This window comes from Phycisphaerales bacterium (assembly GCA_029268515.1).
GTDB lineage: Bacteria > Planctomycetota > Phycisphaerae > Phycisphaerales > SM1A02 > JAQWNP01.
Map to the genome: position 1 here is coordinate 90,505 of JAQWNP010000016.1, position 22,567 is coordinate 113,071.

A 22,567-nucleotide genomic window follows, 5' to 3' on the forward strand; every position below is an offset into this window, starting at 1 on the left:
AGGAAAAATACGATGAAAACACTTCTTTGCATAAGGGCATCACTTGTATTTGTAGTTGTCGGTTTATTTGCTACGAACACTTATGCTGATCCAGCTCCCTCTGCAATGCCTGCCGACGCCGACCAGGCTTACTTCCAAGGCCTGCTTGAAAAACAAACACCCAGCATCATGAGTATGAAAATACTTCTTCAAGTTCAAATTACTGCCATGGGCAATACTGATGAACGAGAGGTCAATATTGACAGCAATGCCGTTGTCATTACGAAAGACGGATTACTGATGATGTCCAGCGACGCTTTTAATGGACCACAACGAATGTCACAACGCATGCGGCGAGGTGGTCGTGGTGGCGGCCGTGGTGGTGGTGGTGGTGGTGGCGGTGATTTTGATGTCGTTGCCGAACCGCTTGAAATCAGTGTTTTGATTCCCGGAACTGAAGAAGAAAGAGAAGCGACGCTGCTTGCAACCGATTCCAAACTCAATATTGCATTCGTCAAGCTTGATGATGTGGCGGGGCTCGACCTACACCCAGTTACTTTTTCTGGTGATACAAAAATTGCACTTGGAGAAGAGCTCACTGGCATCAATCTTGAGCCCGCAGCATTAGACTATGCCCCTTACTTTGAAACCGTACGTGTTACTGGACAAATTCACCAGCCACGCAGCATGTGGCGTGTTTCAGGTGGCTTTGGAGAGCGTGGCCTTCCACTCTTTAATAAAGACGGAAAAGCAGTTGGAATTCTTAGCCCACAAGAAATGCCTGACGATGGAACTGGCCAAGCAGGATTCGGTGGTGGCCAGGAGAGAACTTTCTTGATCCCGAGCAATGCAGTTGAAGGCGCCATTAAACAAGCAATCAAGAAGGCGACTGATGAAAAAAACAAGGCTGCTGCAACGGGCTAATGATCGCTCGCTTACCATCATTCGAACTCGATGTGCCACAGAGTCGTAGGATCAACTATGTATAGAAATTACCCGCTTTGGTGCCGCGTATGGCGGGCTATCTTATTTGTGTTCCTACTGGCTACGACAGCTTCTATAACCAGTGCCAAGCAAGATCCCCAAGCATTTCCTCTGGAATACCAACCTCGTTTGGTTGAAGCTGGCGGCGATGGCCATGCGCACACAAACCGCCTGATTACAGAGACCAGTCCCTACCTTCTACAACACGCCCACAACCCGGTGGACTGGTATCCATGGGGCCAAGAAGCATTTGATGCCGCTCTTGAGCAAGACAAACCAATTCTCCTGAGTATTGGTTATGCCACCTGCTATTGGTGTCACGTGATGGAACGTGAGAGCTTTGAAGATGAAGAAGTTGCAGCCTATATCAACGATCATTTTATTCCCATCAAGGTTGATCGGGAGCAACGTCCGGATGTTGATCGACTCTACATGACCGCAACCAATGTGATGTCTAAAAGAGGCGGCTGGCCATTGAATATGTTTCTTGAACCCGTGGAAAGGAAACCATTTTTTGGTGGCACTTATTTTCCAAAGAACACTACCCGGCAACGTGAGGGTTTTCTTTCAGTTCTAGCGAAGCGAAGCAGTGAATGGAAAGATCAAAGAGAATCTGTCACTGCACGGGCGAACAATATTGCTCAGTTAGTCGCTCAGCAATTTGAAAGCTCAAGCGACAATGTTCGTCTGAACCAAGGGCGTATCGATGAGACCATTAATAGTCTTATCGCTACACATGATGACAAGTTTGGAGGCTTCACAAAGCGTTCACCAAAGTTCCCACTACCGTCAAATTTGCTACTTTTGATGGAAGCGGGATGGGATCGACCTGATGTCCGATCAGCCGTTGAATTCACACTTGACCGCATGGCGATGGGTGGAATGTATGACCAAGTCGCCGGGGGCTTCCACCGCTATAGCACAGATCGTCAATGGCGCGTCCCCCACTTCGAGAAGATGCTGTATGACAATGCTCAGCTCGCTGTGATCTACGCCAGGGCCTACGAACTTACTGATAAGGAGTTCTACGCTGAGATGACACGTGAGATCCTGGATTATGTCCTGCGAGAAATGACTGACTCAGATGGCAGGTTTTTCAGCGCCCAGGATGCTGAAGCTGCACATCGTGAAGGCAGCACGCATGTTTGGACTCGTCAACAAATAAAAGACACACTGACCAGCGCCGGACTGAACGAAGATTTCGATCTTGCGGTAGCTGCCTATGGACTTGATCAGCCCGCATTCTTTGTAGATCCACACCACCCAAACGATGAACCAACCTATGTGCTCAATCTCACCGCAACACCCTCTGCATTAGCCACGTCACTGAATATCTCGCCCAATGAGTTCAATCAGCGACTTGCCCGCCTGAATAACGCGCTTCTCAGTGCTCGTTATCAACGTGTGCAACCAATCACTGATGACAAAACATTAACCGCTTGGAATGGACTCATGATTGAGGCCTTTGCGAACGGTGCCAGAGCATTGCGCAGCAAGAAATATTTAGATGCTGCTGAAGCCAATCTTGATTTTCTAACTAAGAACATGCGCAAAGAAGATGGTGGACTCTGGCGAACCTACCACAATGGGTCAATTCAGATTGATGGTTTTTTGGAGGACTACGCCTATCTCATCCAAGGATTATTAGCACTATGGGAGGTCAAGAAAGAAAGTAAATATCTCAGCATGGCGAAAGAGCTCGCTGATTCGGCAAAACAACGTTTCTGGGACGAAGCAAACGGCGGCTACTACGACACGCTTCCCGATCAAGCAGATCTGTTTGTGCGAAGCCGCGTATTTAGAGATGGCGCGGTACCAAGCCCCAATGCTGTCATGGCAAATAATCTCACAACACTTGCTGACATCACAAGTGAGGCTGCCTATTTAGAAGATGCACTGGCGACCATCGACATGCTCTCTGCGCCAGCCATGCGACAATTGCGTAGTCATCCCCTTACAAGCTTAGCGCTCTATGAAATTCACCAAGCCCAGGGTGCAGGATTGGCCCCCAATGCTGTTGCACGAGTCCGTCAAGAACTTCCAGTGACTGTCACCGTTAGCGAGAAATCCGTGTCGCTTTCTAAAAGCAAACCTGTAACGTTAGACATTGCCATAAAAATCAGTGCAGACATACACCTCAATTCAAATGAACCGGGTGACCCATCACTTGTACCCACTTCAATACGTGTCGTTGGAAGCAAGGGTGTGGAAATAAGTGTTGAGTATCCGCAGGGTGATCTTTATCGAGGCGAGGTGAGAATATACAAAGGGACGATCACATTACCCGTCACAATCCGACAGACTGGGCCTATCACTGGAACACCCAAGTTAATGTTGATGTACCAACCTTGCACCGATCAACTCTGCCTGCCTTCAGTTGGATTAATGTTGCCTTTACTCATTCGCTGACCAGCTGATCGCTTTATTTCTCACAATCATTTCGCAATAACACCGGCAGAATGGCTGCCGTGGCATCGAGACATGCATCTGCATACATCATGCACCACATGCATATCCGTGAACGAGAAATTATCTTTTATAAAGGCTTCACAAACTGCCGATAAGCTAGCGATGAGTGAACCATTAACACACAGTCATCGCTTTTGGAAACACATCCCAGCTATCCATATTGGCGGGTATATGTGGTTACTATCAGCGCTCTTCGTCCTACTCATCATCGCCCCATCACTTTCAAGCTTCACGATATTCACGCTTCGGCTCAGCGCGCTGCTCAGCTTGCTCGTACTACTGGCTGGAATCTTTGCCGTCAGCCGAAGTCGAATAGCTGTCTGGACCCTCAGCATCTTAGCGCTGTGCGCCGTTGCATTTCAACTGCTGCATCACTTCGGAATGGGTGAATGGCTGGCAGTTACTGCTAATTTATTTGCTCTATTTTTTCTTGTTGGACTCTTTCTGATCGTGGAGTACGGTGTCTTCTCGGACCGTCAAGTCACCGTAGAAACGCTCGCTGGTGCATGCTGCGGCTATGTGCTTATGGCCGCCATTTTTGCGTCCATCTATTCGATTATCCTGCAATTCAATCCAGATGGTTTGTCACTATGGGAAGGGGCGACCATAACCAGCAGTGATATTGTCTTCCAAGGCGAAGAGTACGGTGTCCTTGGATATTTCAGTATCGCAACGCTCACAACCCTTGGCTATGGTGATATCGTTCCCAATTCACAAGGCACACGCAGCACGGCTTCGATCGAGGCAATTCTGGGACAGTTATATCTCGCGGTGATTGTGGCACGGCTGGTCGGCATGTACATCACCAGCCGATCGATGGTGTCACCAGATACCCAGTAAGTGGGATCGGGTCGCCTCTTCAGGCAACCACTGATGTTGGCACATATTTACAGCAGAAACGTGTATTCTGTGTGCATGAAAAAAATCAACAAATGTCATTTTACGTTTCTGCCTGCTCTGCTTTTGGTGGTCCTGATTGCACTGGCAACCAAGGCTCAGGCGCAAGGAACCGCCGGCCGATATATCACCATTCCCGTTGATGGACAGATCGGAATCGATACCCTCGCCGAGGGTTTTTCTGAAACGCTTAGAATCGCTCGTGCGAACCGCAGCAATACCACGCTTGTACTGACCTTCGACAGTGATGGTGGCAGCGAGATAGAGGCAAAGCGCATCATCGATATTCTCGAGCAAACCGGCGATCGCTACCAGCGAATAGGCATCGTCAAGAAATGCATTGGACCCGCCCTAGGCATCCTTCTCACCTGTGACAAAATCTTCATTGCTGACCCGCGTCCAGAGGGAACCATCCTTGAGTTTCATGCAGCATGGACTCATGGTTCCGGCACAAACGAACAAGCAATCACACGCCAACAGAACCTGTACCGGACGCTTGTTGCAGACATGCCTAGTTGGAAGCCAGTGATTGACGCCATGATCGATCCAAACGTTGATTTGTATGCATGGAAAACTGAATCTGGACAGGTACGAGCTTCCAATACGCGTCCTGACGTTCCAGAAGAGGTCAAACACATTGACTTAACCGAAGCACTTGGAATTACCGCTTCAACAGCCATTGCCGCCGGTCTTGCAAAGCAGCTTGAAGGTGGCATGGATGGACTTGGGCACGCACTGGGCTTTGAAACCTTTAGGCCATCCCAGACATCCGGCGCTATCCTGATGCAGGCAGCAGTCAAAACACAACTCCAACATGAAGGCAGAGTCGAGACAACTTTCGCAAAAGCTTTCAACCTCATTTCTTCGGCTCAGGATCTCATCAACGATCTCCCTCGGCAAGAGTATTTTGCACAACAGGCAGATCCCCGAAATATACGTTATCGATCGCGTTACGTGAGAACTTGGGCTGGATCACGATGGCGTTTTACCGGCCCATCAGTAAGAATTTGGCGTACCAATTCTGACAATGCAATTCAACAGTGGCAGACCCTTGTCAACTCGCTAGATCGGATCGGTCAGTTGGGCACTCAAGCTCGCGTTGAAGTGAACTGGCTCAAAGAGCAAGCCGCCAACTGGAACACCAATGATCCACGCCTTGATGGCCTTGCACTTCTTGAAAAAGATCTTGATGAACTCGTCTCTACTGGAAAGTCATTACAGGTCATGCGTGATCAAGCGGCCTCGCAGATCGACTTCTTCCAAAGAAATCGCAATACACCCGCCGTCTAAGACGATTACTTTTGTCGATCAAATCTAATCATGTATCGACGACACCGTCAATCAATCGCAGCTCAGTCCATCTCATCTCATTAAGAAATGGTACTTTAGGATTCCGGCGGTAACTTCGGATCAACCCCTTCCATCGGGAAGATCGCAGAGGGCGTACGTTCTTGATTCATAATCTGCTTGATCTTTTCAGTCACTTCAGGGTGTTGGTTTGAAATGTCAGTGGTCTCAGCTGGATCAACCGAGAGATCAAACAACTGAAGCCTCGTCTTCCCCTTGGCCATTCCAGTCCGAACAGCTTTATACCGCCCCATTCTCACTGCTTGGCGACCATTTCGCTCCCAGTAGAGAAAGGGACTGTCGACCTGCTCCTGCCCCTTCAAGGCCGCAGCGAAGCTCACGCCATCAATATTGTCTGCTGGCGGAGCGTCCACCATGTCGAGCACTGTTGGCATGACATCTTGAAAACCACTGATGTGATCACTGACTGTGTTAGCAGGAATATGCCCCGGCCACCGAGCGATCATTGGCACGCGAATGCCACCTTCCCAGAACGATCCCTTTAACCCACGCAGGCCACCCGAACTTTCAAAGAAGTCGTAGTCAACACCCCCTGCATAGGTTGCTCCATTGTCACTTGAGAAAATGACGATTGTGTTCTCTGTTAAACCTTGCGCATCAAGTTGATCAAGGATCTTGCCAACTTCTGTATCAAGACGGGTAATCATCGCCGCATAAGCTGCTCTTGGACGATCGTGTGGCAAATATCCTTTGTCACCAAGATAAGCATTTTCATCCCATGCTTCTGGATAACGGCCAAGATCATCCTCAGGTATTTGTAGAGCAAGGTGAGGAATCGGGCTTGGATAGTACAGAAAGAAAGGCTCATCACCACTGGACTTAATGAACTGCACAGCTTCATCAATCATCAGGTCGGGCGCATATTCTGCACCCCCGTACTGCTGCTGATACATGCTTTTATCTGCGAGTGGTTCACTAATTTTCTGATGTGCTTTGAAGTACGCATTGTTCTCAAGCATGACTTTGTCTGAATTGCGCCACAAATGCGTCGGATAGTAGTTGTGCGCTTTTCTTTGGCAAAGGTATCCAAAGAAATGATCAAAACCTTGCAGATTAGGATGCCCAGATGTGCCCGGTCCACCGAGCCCCCATTTGCCAATGGCTGATGTTCGGTAGCCCTGGTCTTGCAAACGCCTTGCGAGCGTGTCTGTTCCTGGAGGAAGCGGATATTGCCCCTCTGGCTGATCTGGCCCCCAACCGCCATTTTCCCAGTTATTGCGTACGACCGAGTGTCCTGTATGCAAACCTGTAAGGAGCACGCAACGTGATGGCGCGCACACCGTGCTGCCAGAGTAATGTTGCGTCATGCGCACACCTTGGCTCGCCAAACGATCTAAATGAGGAGTTTCAATCAACTCCTGGCCGTATGAACCCAATTCCCCATAGCCAAGGTCATCTGCCAGGATGTAAACGATGTTCGGTTGTCTTTTGCTCGACTCATTCAGACCAACATCGCCCACTTGCAAGTCGTCTAAGCCAAAAAGCGACATGCCCAGAATAGGAAGTAATACAAGGAGCATGGTTCGCATTGCAGCTCAACCTCTTTCTAAATGTGGTGCTCAGTGAGCGTCGTCGCCTAGGGTTCTTGACCGAGATCAAAATGACCTGGATCTTCCCGGAAACCGTCGCTCTCTGACAGATTTGCCAAACCACCTTCTAATTGCAACGCAGCCGTATCCATTGCTGACGCAAAAGCCATTTCTTTCTGACTCAATGAACGCCCCACAACCTGGATGGACGAAGCACTCTGTTGAAGCTCATCGATGGCCTTCCGTACTTGTTCCTTCGCATTTTCCAAACCACCTGAAACCCGATGGTCTGGCGGTGGCGAGGAGGCAATAGATACAGTGGCCATACCCATCGTGGCCGCGGCACTTTCTAGATTAACGGTCACCCGTTCAACCAAATCCTGAAAGCGCAAGATCGAAGCAATCATTTTTTCTTCGCTTGTAGAAAGTTGGCGGCCCATAATCTGAAGTTGCGTTGCTTCGTCTCGCATGCTAATCAGTGAACCTTGCAAAAACATGACTGCTTTCGACACCGGCTCAACACTGAATTTTTCTTCTGATACCGGCGGCAGATTAATCTGATCTGTCGTTTTTGACTGCTGACTATGACATCCATTGATGGCCAAAATACCTATCCCAACGGCCGCAGCATAAAAACAACGGGATCGAAAAGAAGAATCGCTCTTAACCTGAATTCGCATTCGCACGCTCCTGTGAGTAACAGTGGTTCTTGTACCGAATGGCATTGTGCCATAGGTCATCAATCAGAGCGAGTACCCTCTCTCCAAAGACCACAATCATCTGCTCGGACGTAATATATTGTGTACAAATCGGCGATAGAAGAGATGACCGGTCTCTCGGCAGTGAATTCTGCCCGCCAGGTGCCTCCAACATAGACGGCCTCAGTATGGACAGCATGCGAAAGGATCAGTCCGGGGCCTACCAAGGCAACGTTCGCTCAGGGGGCGCAGGTGGCTGGAGAGCGACTTAGAGCACTAAGCAGAGTGATCGCTTCGATAAGCTCTAGTTTAGATATTGTTTGCAAAGGGGTTTGAGTAAGTATTCATTACTCGCCGACGACCTCTGGTAGCTCTTGAGAAACCGATTGAGCAGGTAAGTAGATACTAAATCGACTACCCACACCCACATCACTAATCACATCAGTGATCCCACCATGCACCCGAGCAATATGCTTGACGATCGCAAGGCCCAAACCTGTGCCACCGATCTGGCGACTCCGCCCCTTGTCCACCCGATAGAACCGCTCAAAGAGCCTGGGCAAATGCTCCGCCGCAATACCCGGACCAGTATCACTGACAGCAATGATGACTTGCTCGTTTGGTGAAGCACGCCCAATAAGAACCACTTCATCACCGGGCTCGCTATAGCGAATTGCATTCACGAGAAGGTTCGCCACAGCCTGGTGGAGTAGCTCCCTATTACCCTCTACTCGAAGATCCGAAACAACTTCAACTGAGATATCGATCGAACAAATTTCTGCCTGTTCACTGCAGTCTCTGCGAACGCCCTGTAACAGATCACTTACCAACAAGGACTCTCTTTCCAACCCTCGCCCACCTCCAGGTTCCTCGAGGCGAGCCAGAGAAAGCAAGTCCTCAATAATAGCTGAGAGGCGACGTATGTTGCGTAAGACAATGTCCAGATACCTTTGACGCTGCTCTGGATCATTTTCTTCGCGAACGAGCTCGGCATATCCCTGTATTGACATGATTGGCGTACGCAGCTCATGTGAAACATTGGCTGCAAAATCAGTACGAATACGTTCAAGCTGTCGAACATGAGTAATTTCATCAAGCAAAATCAGCGCGCCAGATACTTTTTCATCTGAATCAAATAGCGGCTCACCTGTCGCCTCCATCACTCGCCCACCAAGAGATCTAAGCTTAAGTTCAGCATACTGGTGCTCAGCTTGTGCTAAGGAAGAACGAACAAATTGATCAAGGGCGGGGTCTCTCACAAATTCTTGTAAAACATGCCCTCGTACCTCACGTCCCATCAAGTCCAACATGGTCAGTGCCGCACGGTTCATACTTAGAACATGCCCATCAAGGTCAAGAGCAATGACACCATTACTCATTGATTGCAAGATCGCCTGCACCTCCCCTTGTTGAACCTGCAGCATCTCCATCCGTGTTTCAAGCTCGGAAGCCATATGATTCAGGGCACCTGCCAGCAAATCCAGTTCTCGCGTACCTGGCCGCTCAATGCGATGATCAAGCGCACCAGAAGCAAATCTTTGACCTCCACGAACCAAGACGCTAACTCGATTACTCAGCCAAGTTGAGAAGATATAGACACCGATGAGTGTCATGAGCAACGAAACAATGAGCACACCAGATATAAAAGTAGTGAGCCCCGTAATTCGCGTATTAATGGACTGCATAGAGACGGCGGTACGCACCACAAAGAGTGGCTCTTTATTTTCATCAGTAACAGCAGCTGCGTAGTACAGCATGTCTTGTTTGAGCGTAGAGCTATGGCGCCTGATATGACCATGCCCTTCTTTGATTGCCGCGATTATTTCAGGACGAAACTGGTGATTGTCCATGCCACCCGCGTCCTCAAGACTATCCACGACAACGGTTCCATCATTCTTAATGACGGTGATCCGAAGTCCAGGTGTCTTTGCACAAAGGCTATCTACGAAGGACTGCAGTGTCGGCGAGTCAACGCCTGTACCCTCAATGACTGCAGCAGCCCAAGGCGTCAATTGCCTGAGCTCTTCCAAGCGTTCTTCTTCGTAAAAATTACGAGCTTCCTTAACAAGCACCACACCAATAAGAATGGCGATAAGTACTTGAATAATCATCAGCACGAGGCCCATCTGCCTGAGCAGTGTCCTCGAACGACGCTCCATTTCAACTACTCCTCTTGTGACGAACGCAACTCTTCTAGACGGTACCCAACGCCACGAATGGTATCAATACAGCTACCCAATTCGCCTAACTTACGACGCAGTGAGGTGATGTGAACGTCTATGGTACGCGGAGATAAAACGGCCGTCACACCATGAACAGCCTGGATAATCTGATGTCGCGTCCGCACAAACCCCGGCCGTTCACAAAGATACTGGAGAATCCTGAATTCCGTCACTGTCAAGTCACAGGGCTGGTCACCAATAAGAACTTCGTGCCGATCCGTATCAATTGATAAACGACCACCAAAAAGCGAGCGAGTGTCTACTTCTTCAAGGCTAGATACAGGCCGATTTCGCCGGCGCAGGATATTACGAATGCGCGCAATAAGCACACGCGGACTAAAAGGCTTGGTGACATAATCGTCTGCTCCAACCTCCAAGCCAGCGACAACATCGGCTTCTTCACCACGAGCAGTCACCATGATGACGGGGAGTTCTCTTGTCGCCTCTTCCCAACGTAATGCACGGCATATCTCCAAACCACTCATACCAGGCAGCATGAGATCAAGCAGTATGAGATCCGGAGGCGACTTCTTAATAATTTCAAGTGCCTCACCGCCATCATCGATGATCTGGGTAGAGAAGCCTTCCCGTTTCACATGCAGCTCGATTAGCTCTGCAATTTCTGGCTCGTCTTCCACAATGATAATTTGTTGATTTGTCATTAACTCTCTCGTCTTATATGTTGCGCGAAGTATACGGCTAGATTGTTTGCGTTGTGTTACCAATCAACCGCATTTTCGACGCCTTGGCACTGCCTAATCCATCCTTTGATCTCATAATCACGATTCAAACCTTGATCAAATATGTTCTTAACCTGAACTTCACCAACTACTAGCAAAACACTCATCTTTGAAACGACGACCGTGCCCCAACTCTCCATCATTATTCCCACCTACCAAGAGGCACTCAATGCCCCAGTTCTTTTACAGAGAATTAACCTGGCCCGGGAATCCGGCAATCTGGATTGTGAGGTCTTGTTCATGGATGATGATAGCCAGGATGGCATCCTTGAAGCGGTAAAGAAGTCCGAATTTCCGTGGGCGAGGGTGATTGTCCGAAAGTCCAATCGGGGGCTTGCACCAGCGGTTATTGATGGCTTTAGTCATGCCTCTGGGGCCATTCTGGTGGTTATGGATGCAGATCTGAGCCATCCGCCAGAGAAGATCCACGCCTTAGTCAAGGCGATAGAAAATGGCGCAGAGATGGCAATTGGATCTCGTTATGCATCCGGCGGCAGCACTGACAAGCAATGGGGTTGGCTGCGACAACTCAATAGTAGAGCCGCAACCTGGATGGCTCGCCCACTGACCAATGCAAAAGACCCGATGTCAGGCTTTTTCTCACTCCGAAAACAGTTGATCACCCAAGCAAATGACCTCAGTCCACTGGGGTATAAAATTGGTCTCGAGCTCATTGTAAAATGCTCTATTACAAAAATTACTGAGGTCCCAATTGTCTTTGTCGATCGCACCGCTGGGGAGAGTAAACTCACACTCCGGCAACAGTGGCTATATCTGAGACACCTGGTACGACTCTACAAATACCGCTTGTTCAATCGCCGTAAGAAGGCTCACTCTTAGCCGAGGGTGATGAGAAACTGACATCGAAGATTTCTGCCCACTCAATCAGATTCACAACCCGCCAAAACCGCCAAGAGTAATTTGCACGACCTTCGCGAACTCTATCAAAGTCGGCGCGAATCGCAGCAAGATCAATCGGTAAGCCGTCCCGTGCGAAGGCCGAATCAAGTTTCTCAGCAACCCAGTCAGAAAGTGTTTCCATCCACTGAGATTCGGGTGTCGGGAAACCAAGTTTATCACTTCGATCAACGATCGCATCCGGAACAAATGGGCGAATCGCTTCACGAAATACGTGCTTAGTTGTTCCATCTGACGCAATCAAAGCATCATCTGGCAACGAAAGTGCAAGGTTCGCCAAGTCGGTGGTCAAGAATGGAACACGGCACTCAATTGAATGTCGCATCGAGCAACGATCTGCATAGCGAAGCAGATCAGGAACACTGGATCGCAGTAGCGTATCAATCAGTCGATGATTGAGCCGCGTACCTGACATCCACGCTGCTGTGTCCATGTCATCCGTTGCGTCTGTTTTTAATCGCCAGCTTGGATCAAGGTAGGGATAAAGTTCAGCCCCCTTGGCCTTGAGGCTGCGCAGTCGGCGTCTGACCACTCGAGGAAGGCTTAGGCCAATACTCCTGGCACGGAGCTGAAGCGATGAACCATCATCGGATGCACAGTGCCCTGATAATTGCCACCACGCGCCCAAGCGACCTTGTCTCAGTGCCCCGGCCATTCGATAAGCAGCATATCCATGGTATCCCGCGAAAAGTTCGTCAGCACCTTGCCCGCTAAGCAACACCGTCAGACCTGCTTCTTGAGCGCCGCGAAAGACACAATCACTGGCAAAGATGCTGGTCGAACCTACAGGCTCACCTTGACTTCGAATGAACTCAGGGAGATCGTTGACCAAATCCTCCGGCTGCACCAAGACATCATGCCGAATGGCGCCTGCTTCTTTTGTGATCAGATCGATCCACGGTTCTTCATTCACGGAACTGCCACGCGCCAAATAGCTCACTGCATGTAAGTCTGCGTGAGGGCCCGCAATTTGCCGCATTGCCATCAAAATAGCGCTGGAGTCAATGCCTCCTGAAAGCGCAATGCCAAGTGGCACATCACTCCGTAAATGTTTTTCAACAGCATCTAAAAAACACGATCGAACTTCTTTGACAGCTTGATCGAAGGTCAATGCTGCTGGAGCCGTCTGCAACTTCCAAAAACGATGCGCACGAGGCAATCCGGAATCACCCACTCTGATGCGTATGAGATGACCGGGCGGCAATGCCCGGATATCCGCAAAAAACGATGACGACAAATCGCCACCATCAATGCCAAGCAAGTACTCAGCAACACGGCGCCGATCAGCCTGCCGCGATACGCCTGGCACTTTTAATAGCGGGCTTGGCTCTGAAGCGAAAACGAAAATTGGCTCATCACCAACACGCCCGCATGTCCAATACAGTGGCTTTATCCCAAACGGATCTCGGGCCAACAAGACCTGCTGCCGTTGAACGTCAAGCAATGCAAGTGAGTACATCCCAACCAGACGATTCAATACAGATTCACCCCAAGTCTGTAAGGCGGCAAGTAAAACCTCAGTGTCTGAAGTTCCTCGGAATTCAATCCCTTGCTCTTGCAATTCCATCCGCAACGCATCAGCGTTGTAGATTTCACCGTTATAGACAAGATGAAAACGCCCATCAGCACTCGACATTGGCTGATGGCCGGCATCGCTTGTATCAAGCACAGACAGCCGTCGCTGGGCGAGAAGTACTTCACATGTTTCTTCGGCAAGCTCCGGACCACCTTGTTGAACCTGCTTGTCACCATGGCGCAGCACAAGTACACCCTGATCATCTGGACCTCGATGTGCAAGATCTGCCAGCATCCCCGCTACTTGAGACGGATCAATCTGGAAGGGTCGACCTCGAGATATATATCCAGCGATACCGCACATATTGGGTTGCCATACCAATGGCTCGCCCACTGGCCAGCCTGATCCGTGTGCTCTAGCCAAATGAGCTGATCGCCCTATAGGCAGGACGCTAGGTGAGAAGTTTACTGATTTGAGTCACAGCTCTCGAACATTTCAGGCAGGTTCAACTGACAAACACTGCCTCCAACAAGATTATCTGAAATACAGCGCGGCTAGAAGGGGGACTTTCCACCCGTTGGTGAGGATCCTGCCTTTACTTGTCCTGGTGGGGCATCAGACACCGCTTGGCCTGGGTCATCGGGTAATTGCCCCGCCCCACCACCATGTTTTGATTCTGACTCAATCTCATCCTGGAACCCACGAACACCACGCTTGAATTCGACGATACTTCGGCCCAAGCTGCGACCAACGTCGGGAAGGCGTCGACCGAAAATGAGAAGGCCAATGACGACAATAATGACCGCTTCAGTCCAGCCAGGCATTCCAAAAGGCAGGAGTGCCAGCAAAGATTCATTGGATCCGTCAAGGAGAAGCATGATCAACCTTTCAACTAACTTGGGTATCGGCTAAACGTATTCTAGCTACTGAAAGAGCCCAAGGGTGGCGTAGTTCTATCAGAGAAGCCGATATCCCTTCTGGGCAGCTCTACTGCGGTAGTCTAGCCCAAGAACGTGCCCATGCGATGCAGTACAGGCCCTTTTTCTCAGACCTAGAAAAGGCGATTTCTATGCAGCCGGTAAGACCAGCTCTGCTCCTCACGACGTCCCTCCTACTCCTCAATGTTGCTTGTTCTCAGCAGAAGACAGATCAAGCATCCACCACCTTGCCAGATTACTCGCGTCAGCTGCCTCCTGGCGATTCGGCTCTGATTAAGGTGACCGACCCCAACAAGCTGCCATCTCTGAGAGATGCTTGGGCGGCAAAGGACGTCTATTTACTTGAGAGCTGTGATGCGAGCCGTCGCTGGTTCGAGGCGCCATCCAGTCGATCGCATTTCCCATATGAAGGCATCACACACGAACAGGCCCAAGCCAGCGTGATAGCATTTCAGACTATTTTGGAAAACGCCCGCAGTAGCGCTGTTTTTGAAACCGAGATTCTGGACACCTTTGATGTGTATGTGTCCCGAGGCTGTGATGACGACGGAACGGTCCTGTTCACTGGTTACTTTTCCCCCATTTTCCGAGCCAGTCAGCAACCGAGTTCTGAATACCCCTACCCCCTCTATACAAGACCAGCAGATTTGGTCACCGATCCAACAACTGGCCAACCAAAGGGGCAGCAACAAAGCAACGGCAGCGTGACACCGTATCCAACGCGAGAGGAAATCGAGTCATCAGGAATGCTCAAGGGAACGGAATTGGTCTGGCTGCAAGATCCACTGAGCACCTATCTCGTTCATGTTAATGGATCAGCAAAACTGCTGATGCCCGACAATACAACAATGTATGTCGGCTATGCCGGCAAGACTGATCGCCCCTATAAAGGACTGGGCCGCAGTGTGCTCGACGCTGGACTCGTCGGACGCAACCAACTAAGTCTTGCAACCATACGCCGACTGTACCGCCAAGATCCAGAAACCATCTCTAAGCTCATCAACAAGAATGAGTGCTATGTCTTCTTTACTGAATACGCGGGCGGTAACTGGCCGGCTGGTTCCCTGGGCGTACCTGTCAACCAACGTGCCTCAATCGCGACAGATAAGACGGTTTATCCGCGTGGTGGCGTGGTCATGGTTGATACACAAGCCGTCACCATCGATCGACAACGCGAACCTCTGGTTCGTTTCATGCTTGATCAAGATACGGGTGGCGCTATCAAGGCTCCAGGACGAGCAGATATTTTTATGGGTATTGGACCAAGCGCCGAAGTACTCGCTGGTGGTCAATTTGCAGAGGGCAAGCTCTATTACTTCTTCCTGAAACCGGATCATATTGCTCAGTACGCTCCAGCCAACAAGACCCGCACCACCGCCGTGCAGTAAAGTGCTGGTAGAGAGCGATACCAGCGATATTCAGTGCCCGGTAAATTCGCCTTGAACATAAGTCAACTTTCCCCAACCCGGCCAGGCTCGCTGGCGGGTCTGCTTGCGCTGAGCATCCATGATTACTTGACGCCGAATCTCATCCTGAAAGGCGATCTCATCAGTTCTTAACCAGGTCTCTCCACTCATCACACCCAGTATCAAACCGATCACCAAGATTACAAAAAAACGTTTCACAGCCTTAAGACCAATCTGATAGTGAGATGGCTTCACCAGCAACGCGCCACACTCCTGGCACCTTCCTTGATGCTGGAGTGAATCACAATTTCTCGGATAACTGCACAATGGGCAAGAACCTTGTCTCCATCGACGTTGACGGCGCACGTTCATCTCCCACATCTCTGGCAGCTCCACAAAAGAAACTACCCAGAGCAATGGGATGAGCATGGCAAAAGCGAAGAGGCTTCCCCACAACACCCACCATAGATTAAAGCCAAACCCACCAATGTAGACTCTCGCGAGGAGGTACATCAAAAACACATGAACAGCAATCAACAGCGCCAGTAACAATCGGTAAAACGTCGCAGCATTAGGGGCCGCTACTTGCATGAGGTATCAGACAAGCCACATGCAGACCACTGACGATCAACACGTGCAACAACTTCCTCGTCCATTTCAATCAGTGGTGGCCAAGGTCGCACTGGCTGACCAGCTCGGGCATCGTCGGGCAACTTGCATGTCGCGTCGATGCCGCATCGCCTCGCTCTATGGATAAAGTCCCGCTGAGGATCAATATTGGCCGCCATATGAAAGAGCGCTTCATCCATATTCGTAAGATCAACTCGCTTATCGAGCACGATCAGCAAATCACAACCTGGCGCATCGCCCATTGCAGAAAATGCCTGCTCAATTGCCTCAATTCCCTGCCCTGCGCCGGTTTTCTCGATGCTTGCGAAAACAATACGACCCGTTCCGGTTGCGAAATGTTCCGCACTATCTGCCCATTGCAACACTTGAACATCAACCCAATCGACATTGGAACTCTTCAATAGCTGAGTCACGTCTGAGGGGTTGCCTGTTTGGAGCTTCGGTCGACTGCCTTTTACTTCTTCGCCTGGCCATTTTTCAGTAGCGTCAATGCCTACTTTGCCTCCGGCCGCCAAACGCGCTGCTGCATGATCAAGGATGTCGAGTGGACCAAGTACCTTTTCAAGATCACGATCCATATCAGCATGTTCTGCAATTGCTTGCAACACCGCATCGAGGCTATGCACGTCGACACAATCATCAACCACAATGATCATTTTGGTCCATGCCATCTGACCAGCACCCCAGATCGATTGCATCAGTCGCCTCGCTTGAAGCGGATACGCTTTCTTCATGCCAATCACAGCGCAGTTATGGAAGCATCCAAAAAGTGGCAAATGGTAATCGGTGATATCAGGCACCAGCACTTGCAGTAATGGTAAAAAGACGCGTTCAGTCGCTTTACCGATGTAGTAATCTTCTTGTGGTGGCGGCCCAACAACCGTTGCAGAAAATACGGCATTCTTTCGATGTGTGATGGCTGTCACATCAACGATCGGATAGCGATCTGGCATCGAGTAATACCCCGTATGATCACCAAAAGGCCCCTCAAAAACAGCACCAGGACCAAGCGGCTCACCACTCGATGGATCCCAGTCAATCTCACCACACGCTGTACTGACGTAGCCCTCAATCACAATCTCACTATTGGCTGGCACCCTCAGCGGAACGGTCTTTGCCGGCACCATGGGAATACCGCGGCCATTGAGATAACCGGCCATCAGCAGTTCACTGATTCCTGGTGGCAATGGCGCTGTTGCTGCGTATGGCATCACTGACTCACCACCAAAGCACAGCGCGATCGGCATTGGCTGCCCGAGTCGTTTCCAGCTGCGCCAATGCGATGCTCCATCATGGTGCATATGCCAGTGCATGGCCAAATGTGTTTCATCTAATAACTGCGATCGGTACATTCCAACGTTATGACTTGATGGCCGCTTGGCATTTCGGTCATCCGCATGAATCGTATGTATGCCCGCAAACGTAATGAAACGACCTTCACCTTGAGCCGTACCTGCAGCATCAGGCGTCATATCAATACCAACGCCCTGTGGATCACCGTCGAGCGGCCAGCATTTTAAGATTGGCAATCTGGTGAGATCCACTTCACCATTTGAAGTCAGACGGACACACTCCTGACAAATACCGTGGCGCACACGCTTCGGTCCCAATCGAAGAAGCGACAAGAACTGGCGAGCCTTCTCAAATAGATCGCGAACACTGGTTGGCCTTTCAGGGCGAGTCAATGCTGCGATCTTGTCCGCGATCGCTGCCAAACCACCATTCGCATGGCAACCAAGTGCTCGTTCCATTCGTGAATAAGAACCAAAGACGTTGATGGCCAGAGGAAAATCTGATCCAGTCACGTTATCGAATAAAAGTGCATGCCCGCCCAAATCAGCATGATCTGGATCAAATGCCGCTGCATATTGACTTGGCTGGGCGGCTTTATTGAGTGCCATACGTTGCGAAAACTCGGTGATCTCGAGCAATGGCGAGACAGGAGCAGAGATACGAGCGAGCTCTCCTGCTGCATCAAGATCATCTAGAAATTGCCCGAGGTGCTTTGACATACCTTGAGCATAGACGCCCTCAGCAATGGTGGCGAGCCTTGGGTACACTGGGGACGAAGACTTAGCACTTAAGAACTGGAAAAATAGCTTTGCCAAATGAACCAGCTATTGATGTCCGGGGGACGGCGAAAACCTACCGTGGAGGTATTCAAGCGCTGCGCGGCGTCAACCTTCGCGTTGAGCGAGGTGAGATCTTCGGTCTTTTGGGTCCAAATGGCGCCGGCAAGTCCACACTCGTCAAGATCTTTATGACGGTGATCAAGCCCAGCCTTTCAGAGGGCATGCTGCTGGGCAAACCAATTGGACACAAACCAACTTTGCGCCGCGTCGGCTACCTACCAGAACACGCTCGTCTGCCACATTATCTTACTGGCTACCAAGCACTGCTTTACTATGGTGGGCTGACTGGCCAATCACGTCGGTCTTGTCGCCGGACTGCGGAGCATCTCTTAAAAACTGTGGGCATGTCTTCTTGGGCAAAGAAGCGTGTATCAACATACTCCAAGGGCATGCTACAGCGCATCGGCCTTGCTCAAGCCATGATGAACAAACCTGATCTCATCATGCTCGACGAACCTACTGATGGTGTTGATCCAGTGGGACGCCGCGAAATTCGCGATCTCATCTTATCTCTAAGAGAACAAGGCACCACCATCTTTATCAATAGTCACTTACTCAGTGAACTTGAGATGATCTGTGATCGAGTGGCCATCCTTGTACAAGGCCAAGTAAATATGCAAGGGACCATCGACGATCTGACCGCGGCAAGCCAACGGATCGACATTTCATTCCAAGGCCCTTCACCTCAATGGCTACGAGAACACCCAGAACTCAACGTTAATACTAAAAACAATACAACAACAATTCATGCAAAGAACCAAGTAGCTGTTGATGTGCAATGGATTTTAGATCGGCTCCGTAGCGAACAGCGTGTCATTGAGTCATTTGCAACACGCAGAGAGACACTTGAAGATCTCTTTATGCGAGCTGTGACAGATGAAGATACAGGGCAAGTCGCTGACATTGGAGCAGCAAAAAAGAAGTCACAAATAAATACTGGTGGTGCCAAATGAATGGCATTATTGCCCTGTTTATCGATGCTTATCGTGAGCTCAACGCACGCAAGTTGTTTTGGCTGACGCTCGCACTTTCACTCTTACTGGTACTGGCGTTTGGATCTATTGGCTTTAATGAGCGTGGCCTGTCCCTGCTGTATGGCCTCTATGAGGTCGAGTCACCTTACTTTGTAGAAGGCAACCCTCTTACTCGCATTTTCTATCAGGGCATTTTCTCTTACTTTATGGTGACTATTTGGCTGGCGTGGGGCGCCACCATATTGGCGTTAATCTCAACGACATCGATCTTCCCAGACTTTCTCGCCAGTGGTTCGGTTGAACTTGTACTGTCAAAGCCAATTCGTCGCATCACACTCTTTATCGTCAAATATATTGGCGCCCTGCTCTTTGTCATCTTTCAAGTCACTGTCTTTTGCGTTGGCGCATTTATCTGCATTGGCCTGCGGATCGGCACATGGGATCCGACAGTGTTGCTGGGCATCCCTCTGATCACACTGTTCTTCTCATACATCTACTGTATCAACGTGCTTGTTGGCATTATCTCCCGATCTGCCTTGGCAGCACTTTTGATTTGCCTACTCTTTTGGTTTTTAGTCTTCAGTATCCAGCAAGCTTCCGAATTGGTGACATGGGCGCATACAGACATGGCGTTGGGAACTGAGAGCCAACAGCGAGCCATTGACAACAAAGGCAAAGAGCTCGAGGCAACAGAACAGCGATTAGCAGCAGCTGATAACAGCGATCGTCAAACATTAAAAAACCAACGCGACTCGCTTGATGATCAGATTTCACGTTATAAAACCGAGATGGAAGATCAACAGAAAACGCTTGGAACGCTGGGAGCCTGGAAAAACGGAATTGATACTGCCCTTTGGTTCCTACCAAAAACAGGTGCTACCAAGAGACTCCTAACCAGGGCCTTAGAAGGTGACGCGCCCGTCACCTTTACCGATCTTATGACCGGTAATTTTGATTCGTCTAGTCGACGCAATTCAACGTCTGACACTGAGAGGGAAGCAAAACTACGCATTGAAGCAGAAGAGCGCAGCGTGCCGGCGTGGTGGATCTTGGGCACCTCTGTTGTGTTCGAATTGGTGATCCTGACTTTTGCCGCATTCGTTTTTATTCGTCGCGACTACTGACCTATTGGTTACCCAAATCCTGACCTCGCTTTTGAGCTGCCTTGACTGCCTTGAGAACAATCTCATCAAACTTGTGTTCCAACATAAGATCAATCGCAGCGGCGGTCGTCCCACCCTTACTGGTAACCATGGCACGGAGCGCCGCGGCATCAGGTTCACTCTCAAGTAGAAGTTGCCCCGCACCAGCAATCGTATGATCTGTAATCTGTAAAGCGATGTGCTCCTCAAGGCCCATTTCAATACCACCGCGCACCATCGCCTCCGCTAATAAGAACACATAAGCTGGACCAGACCCTCCGAGCGCCGTGGCTGCATCAATGTGTGCTTCATCAACCTGAACACTATGTCCCAAGGCATCGAATATTTCGGTTGCGAGTGCGGCATCCTCTTGTGCTGCTCCATGCCCTAGTGCAATGGCTGTCATACCGCGACCGATTCGACAAGGCGTATTGGGCATGACGCGCACGACCTTCGCCAATGGACCCAGCATGTCGGAAATCTTCTTACTCGGCACACCAGCCATGACTGAAATGACCACTGTTGGCTCTAAAAGCTTGCCGATCCAAGCACCAACCTCTGAGAAGCCTTGTGGCTTGACCGCCAACATGATCTGATCGGCACTGGCAATCTGAGCTGCATCTTGTGAGGTGGCACACCCAAGATCAGCCGCACGTTGGCGTCGCTCTTCATCATGCTCTGCCACCACAATCTGCTGAGGCTTGAGAATGTTCGCCTCAAGTAGACCATGAAGGGCTGCACCGCCCATATTTCCAAGCCCAATAATGCTAAGTCGGAAAGTTGCCATTGAATTCACCTCATGGGGCGTGAGCCTAACAGCGGAAAACCACTGGTCAAGCGCTCTTCAAGGCGCCGCAAGCGATGCTGCGATAGAATGCTGGAAGATATGCGAGCAACCGTCTGGAAAAAGGCATTTTTAAATGGCAGCAACTGAGACATATACCGGTACCTATGTCCTTCCTTTTGAGAAGCCAGCGATCGAACTTGAGAAACAGATCGAGGCGCTCGAATCTTCTGAGCAGGCTTCCAACTATGAACAAGAGCGTGCTAGTCTGCAACGAAACCGGGACAGCCTGCTGGAAAAACTCTATCAACAGATGACACCTTGGGACACCGTCCGGGTAGCTCGCCACCCTGCACGCCCTCAAACTTCTGACTACATCCGCATGCTCTTTCGAGACTTTAGAGAACTGCATGGTGATCGACACTTTGGTGATGATCCCAGCATTGTGACCGGACTGGGTCGAATCGGCTCCCATAAGGTCATGGTTGTTGGACATCAAAAAGGAAAGTCGACGCAAGAGAAAGTAGCCTGCCACTTTGGCTGCGCCCATCCAGAGGGCTACCGAAAGGCGCTGTTAAAAATGCAGTTGGCAGAGAAGTACAACCTTCCAATTGTGACATTCATCGATACGCCTGGCGCTTATCCAGGTGTCAAAGCTGAGGAACGTGGGCAAGCTCAGGCAATCGCTCTGAATCTTCGAGAGATGAGTCGCCTCAAGACACCAATTATCTCATGTGTGATTGGCGAAGGTGGTTCAGGCGGCGCCTTGGGTATTGGTGTTGGTGATCGCACTGCAATGCTGGAGTATGCCTGGTACTCAGTTATTTCTCCCGAAGGCTGCGCGGCCATTCTGTGGAAACAGAGCAATGAAGAGACCAATCAGCTTGCAGCCTCAGCCCTATCTCTCACCGCCAAAGAGAACCTGGCCAATGGCTTGGTTGATCATGTCATTCCAGAGCCTCTTGGTGCTGCCCACCGCAACCCCACCGAAGTCGCCGCCACGCTTGAGCGATGGATTACTGACCAACTCTCAGATCTACTCAGATTTCAACCTCAATCACTGGTTCAAAGACGCTATGAGAAATTGAGAAGAATTGGCCGTCTTCAGGAATACGGCCCCGTCTAAGCCCCGGAGAGGTAATCAGAGCCACTCGTTGACCACCTCAGGCGGCATCCCTATCATGGCCCCGCAATGGGGACCTTTCTGAGGCAGTTGCCCCCACTGAGAGGTCTAGAAGCAG

18 protein-coding genes are annotated in these 22,567 nt (G+C 50.2%); 9 read left to right on the forward strand and 9 right to left on the reverse strand.

Annotation, left to right across the window (positions count from 1 at the left end; all coding sequences use genetic code 11):
* Positions 1-12 precede the first annotated feature (12 nt).
* The 4 genes from P8J86_10560 to P8J86_10575 all read left to right on the forward strand — a co-directional run bounded on the left by P8J86_10560 (position 13) and on the right by P8J86_10575 (position 5,619).
* Positions 13-903, forward strand: a complete 891-nt coding sequence (locus P8J86_10560; GenBank protein ID MDG2055136.1) for a hypothetical protein — start codon at positions 13-15, stop codon at positions 901-903.
* 57 nt (positions 904-960) lie between these two features.
* Positions 961-3,372 carry a DUF255 domain-containing protein gene (locus tag P8J86_10565; protein MDG2055137.1) on the forward strand — a complete coding sequence of 804 codons (2,412 nt, stop codon included), beginning with the start codon at positions 961-963 and terminating at the stop codon, positions 3,370-3,372.
* Between the two features lie 162 nt (positions 3,373-3,534).
* Complete coding sequence (locus P8J86_10570; GenBank protein ID MDG2055138.1) at positions 3,535-4,272, forward strand: ion channel; 738 nt, start codon at positions 3,535-3,537, stop codon at positions 4,270-4,272.
* A 75-nt stretch (positions 4,273-4,347) separates the two neighbouring features.
* Positions 4,348-5,619 carry a hypothetical protein gene (locus tag P8J86_10575; GenBank protein ID MDG2055139.1) on the forward strand — a complete coding sequence of 424 codons (1,272 nt, stop codon included), beginning with the start codon at positions 4,348-4,350 and terminating at the stop codon, positions 5,617-5,619.
* Between the two features lie 95 nt (positions 5,620-5,714).
* On the opposite strand, the gene P8J86_10580 is transcribed toward P8J86_10575, so the two are convergent.
* The 4 genes from P8J86_10580 to P8J86_10595 all read right to left on the reverse strand — a co-directional run bounded on the left by P8J86_10580 (position 5,715) and on the right by P8J86_10595 (position 10,808).
* The gene (locus tag P8J86_10580) at positions 5,715-7,226 is read right to left on the reverse strand and encodes an arylsulfatase (protein ID MDG2055140.1); all 1,512 of its coding nucleotides are present in this window, start codon (positions 7,224-7,226) and stop codon (positions 5,715-5,717) included.
* Positions 7,227-7,273: 47 nt separating this feature from the next.
* The gene (locus P8J86_10585) at positions 7,274-7,906 is read right to left on the reverse strand and encodes a hypothetical protein (GenBank protein ID MDG2055141.1); all 633 of its coding nucleotides are present in this window, start codon (positions 7,904-7,906) and stop codon (positions 7,274-7,276) included.
* Positions 7,907-8,271: 365 nt separating this feature from the next.
* The gene (locus P8J86_10590; protein MDG2055142.1) at positions 8,272-10,083 is read right to left on the reverse strand and encodes an ATP-binding protein; all 1,812 of its coding nucleotides are present in this window, start codon (positions 10,081-10,083) and stop codon (positions 8,272-8,274) included.
* A gap of 5 nt (positions 10,084-10,088) precedes the next feature.
* A complete protein-coding gene (locus P8J86_10595) occupies positions 10,089-10,808 on the reverse strand; it encodes a response regulator transcription factor (protein ID MDG2055143.1) in 720 nt (239 codons plus the stop codon).
* A 201-nt stretch (positions 10,809-11,009) separates the two neighbouring features.
* On the opposite strand from P8J86_10595, the gene P8J86_10600 reads away from it, so the two are divergent.
* Complete coding sequence (locus tag P8J86_10600) at positions 11,010-11,726, forward strand: polyprenol monophosphomannose synthase (protein MDG2055144.1); 717 nt, start codon at positions 11,010-11,012, stop codon at positions 11,724-11,726.
* Here the strand turns inward: P8J86_10600 and asnB are convergent.
* Both asnB and P8J86_10610 read right to left on the reverse strand, forming a co-directional pair.
* Positions 11,698-13,683: an asparagine synthase (glutamine-hydrolyzing) gene (gene asnB / locus P8J86_10605; GenBank protein MDG2055145.1), complete on the reverse strand. Its 1,986-nt coding sequence runs from the start codon at positions 13,681-13,683 to the stop codon at positions 11,698-11,700. The two genes, P8J86_10600 and asnB, sit on opposite strands and share 29 nt — an antisense overlap.
* A gap of 191 nt (positions 13,684-13,874) precedes the next feature.
* Positions 13,875-14,198 (reverse strand): twin-arginine translocase TatA/TatE family subunit, encoded by a 324-nt coding sequence (locus P8J86_10610; GenBank protein ID MDG2055146.1) that lies wholly within the window; start codon positions 14,196-14,198, stop codon positions 13,875-13,877.
* Between the two features lie 191 nt (positions 14,199-14,389).
* Between P8J86_10610 and P8J86_10615 the strand changes: the two genes are divergently transcribed.
* Positions 14,390-15,646: an MltA domain-containing protein gene (locus P8J86_10615; protein ID MDG2055147.1), complete on the forward strand. Its 1,257-nt coding sequence runs from the start codon at positions 14,390-14,392 to the stop codon at positions 15,644-15,646.
* A gap of 30 nt (positions 15,647-15,676) precedes the next feature.
* On the opposite strand, the gene P8J86_10620 is transcribed toward P8J86_10615, so the two are convergent.
* On the reverse strand, positions 15,677-16,255 hold the full coding sequence (locus P8J86_10620; GenBank protein MDG2055148.1) for a hypothetical protein: 579 nt from the start codon (positions 16,253-16,255) through the stop codon (positions 15,677-15,679).
* Positions 16,246-18,306, reverse strand: coding sequence for a UbiD family decarboxylase (locus P8J86_10625; GenBank protein MDG2055149.1), 2,061 nt, complete (start codon positions 18,304-18,306; stop codon positions 16,246-16,248). Before P8J86_10625 ends, P8J86_10620 begins: the two co-directional genes overlap by 10 nt.
* An 89-nt stretch (positions 18,307-18,395) precedes the next feature.
* On the opposite strand from P8J86_10625, the gene P8J86_10630 reads away from it, so the two are divergent.
* Together P8J86_10630 and P8J86_10635 are read left to right on the forward strand one after the other, a co-directional pair.
* Positions 18,396-19,379: an ABC transporter ATP-binding protein gene (locus tag P8J86_10630; protein ID MDG2055150.1), complete on the forward strand. Its 984-nt coding sequence runs from the start codon at positions 18,396-18,398 to the stop codon at positions 19,377-19,379.
* Complete coding sequence (locus tag P8J86_10635; protein ID MDG2055151.1) at positions 19,376-20,524, forward strand: hypothetical protein; 1,149 nt, start codon at positions 19,376-19,378, stop codon at positions 20,522-20,524. The genes P8J86_10630 and P8J86_10635 overlap by 4 nt, the downstream gene beginning before the upstream one ends.
* A 1-nt stretch (position 20,525) precedes the next feature.
* Here P8J86_10635 and proC read toward each other — a convergent pair whose 3' ends face one another.
* Complete coding sequence (proC, locus tag P8J86_10640; protein MDG2055152.1) at positions 20,526-21,329, reverse strand: pyrroline-5-carboxylate reductase; 804 nt, start codon at positions 21,327-21,329, stop codon at positions 20,526-20,528.
* 133 nt (positions 21,330-21,462) lie between these two features.
* Between proC and P8J86_10645 the strand changes: the two genes are divergently transcribed.
* Positions 21,463-22,452 carry an acetyl-CoA carboxylase carboxyltransferase subunit alpha gene (locus P8J86_10645; GenBank protein MDG2055153.1) on the forward strand — a complete coding sequence of 330 codons (990 nt, stop codon included), beginning with the start codon at positions 21,463-21,465 and terminating at the stop codon, positions 22,450-22,452.
* The last annotated feature ends 115 nt before the right edge of the window (positions 22,453-22,567 follow it).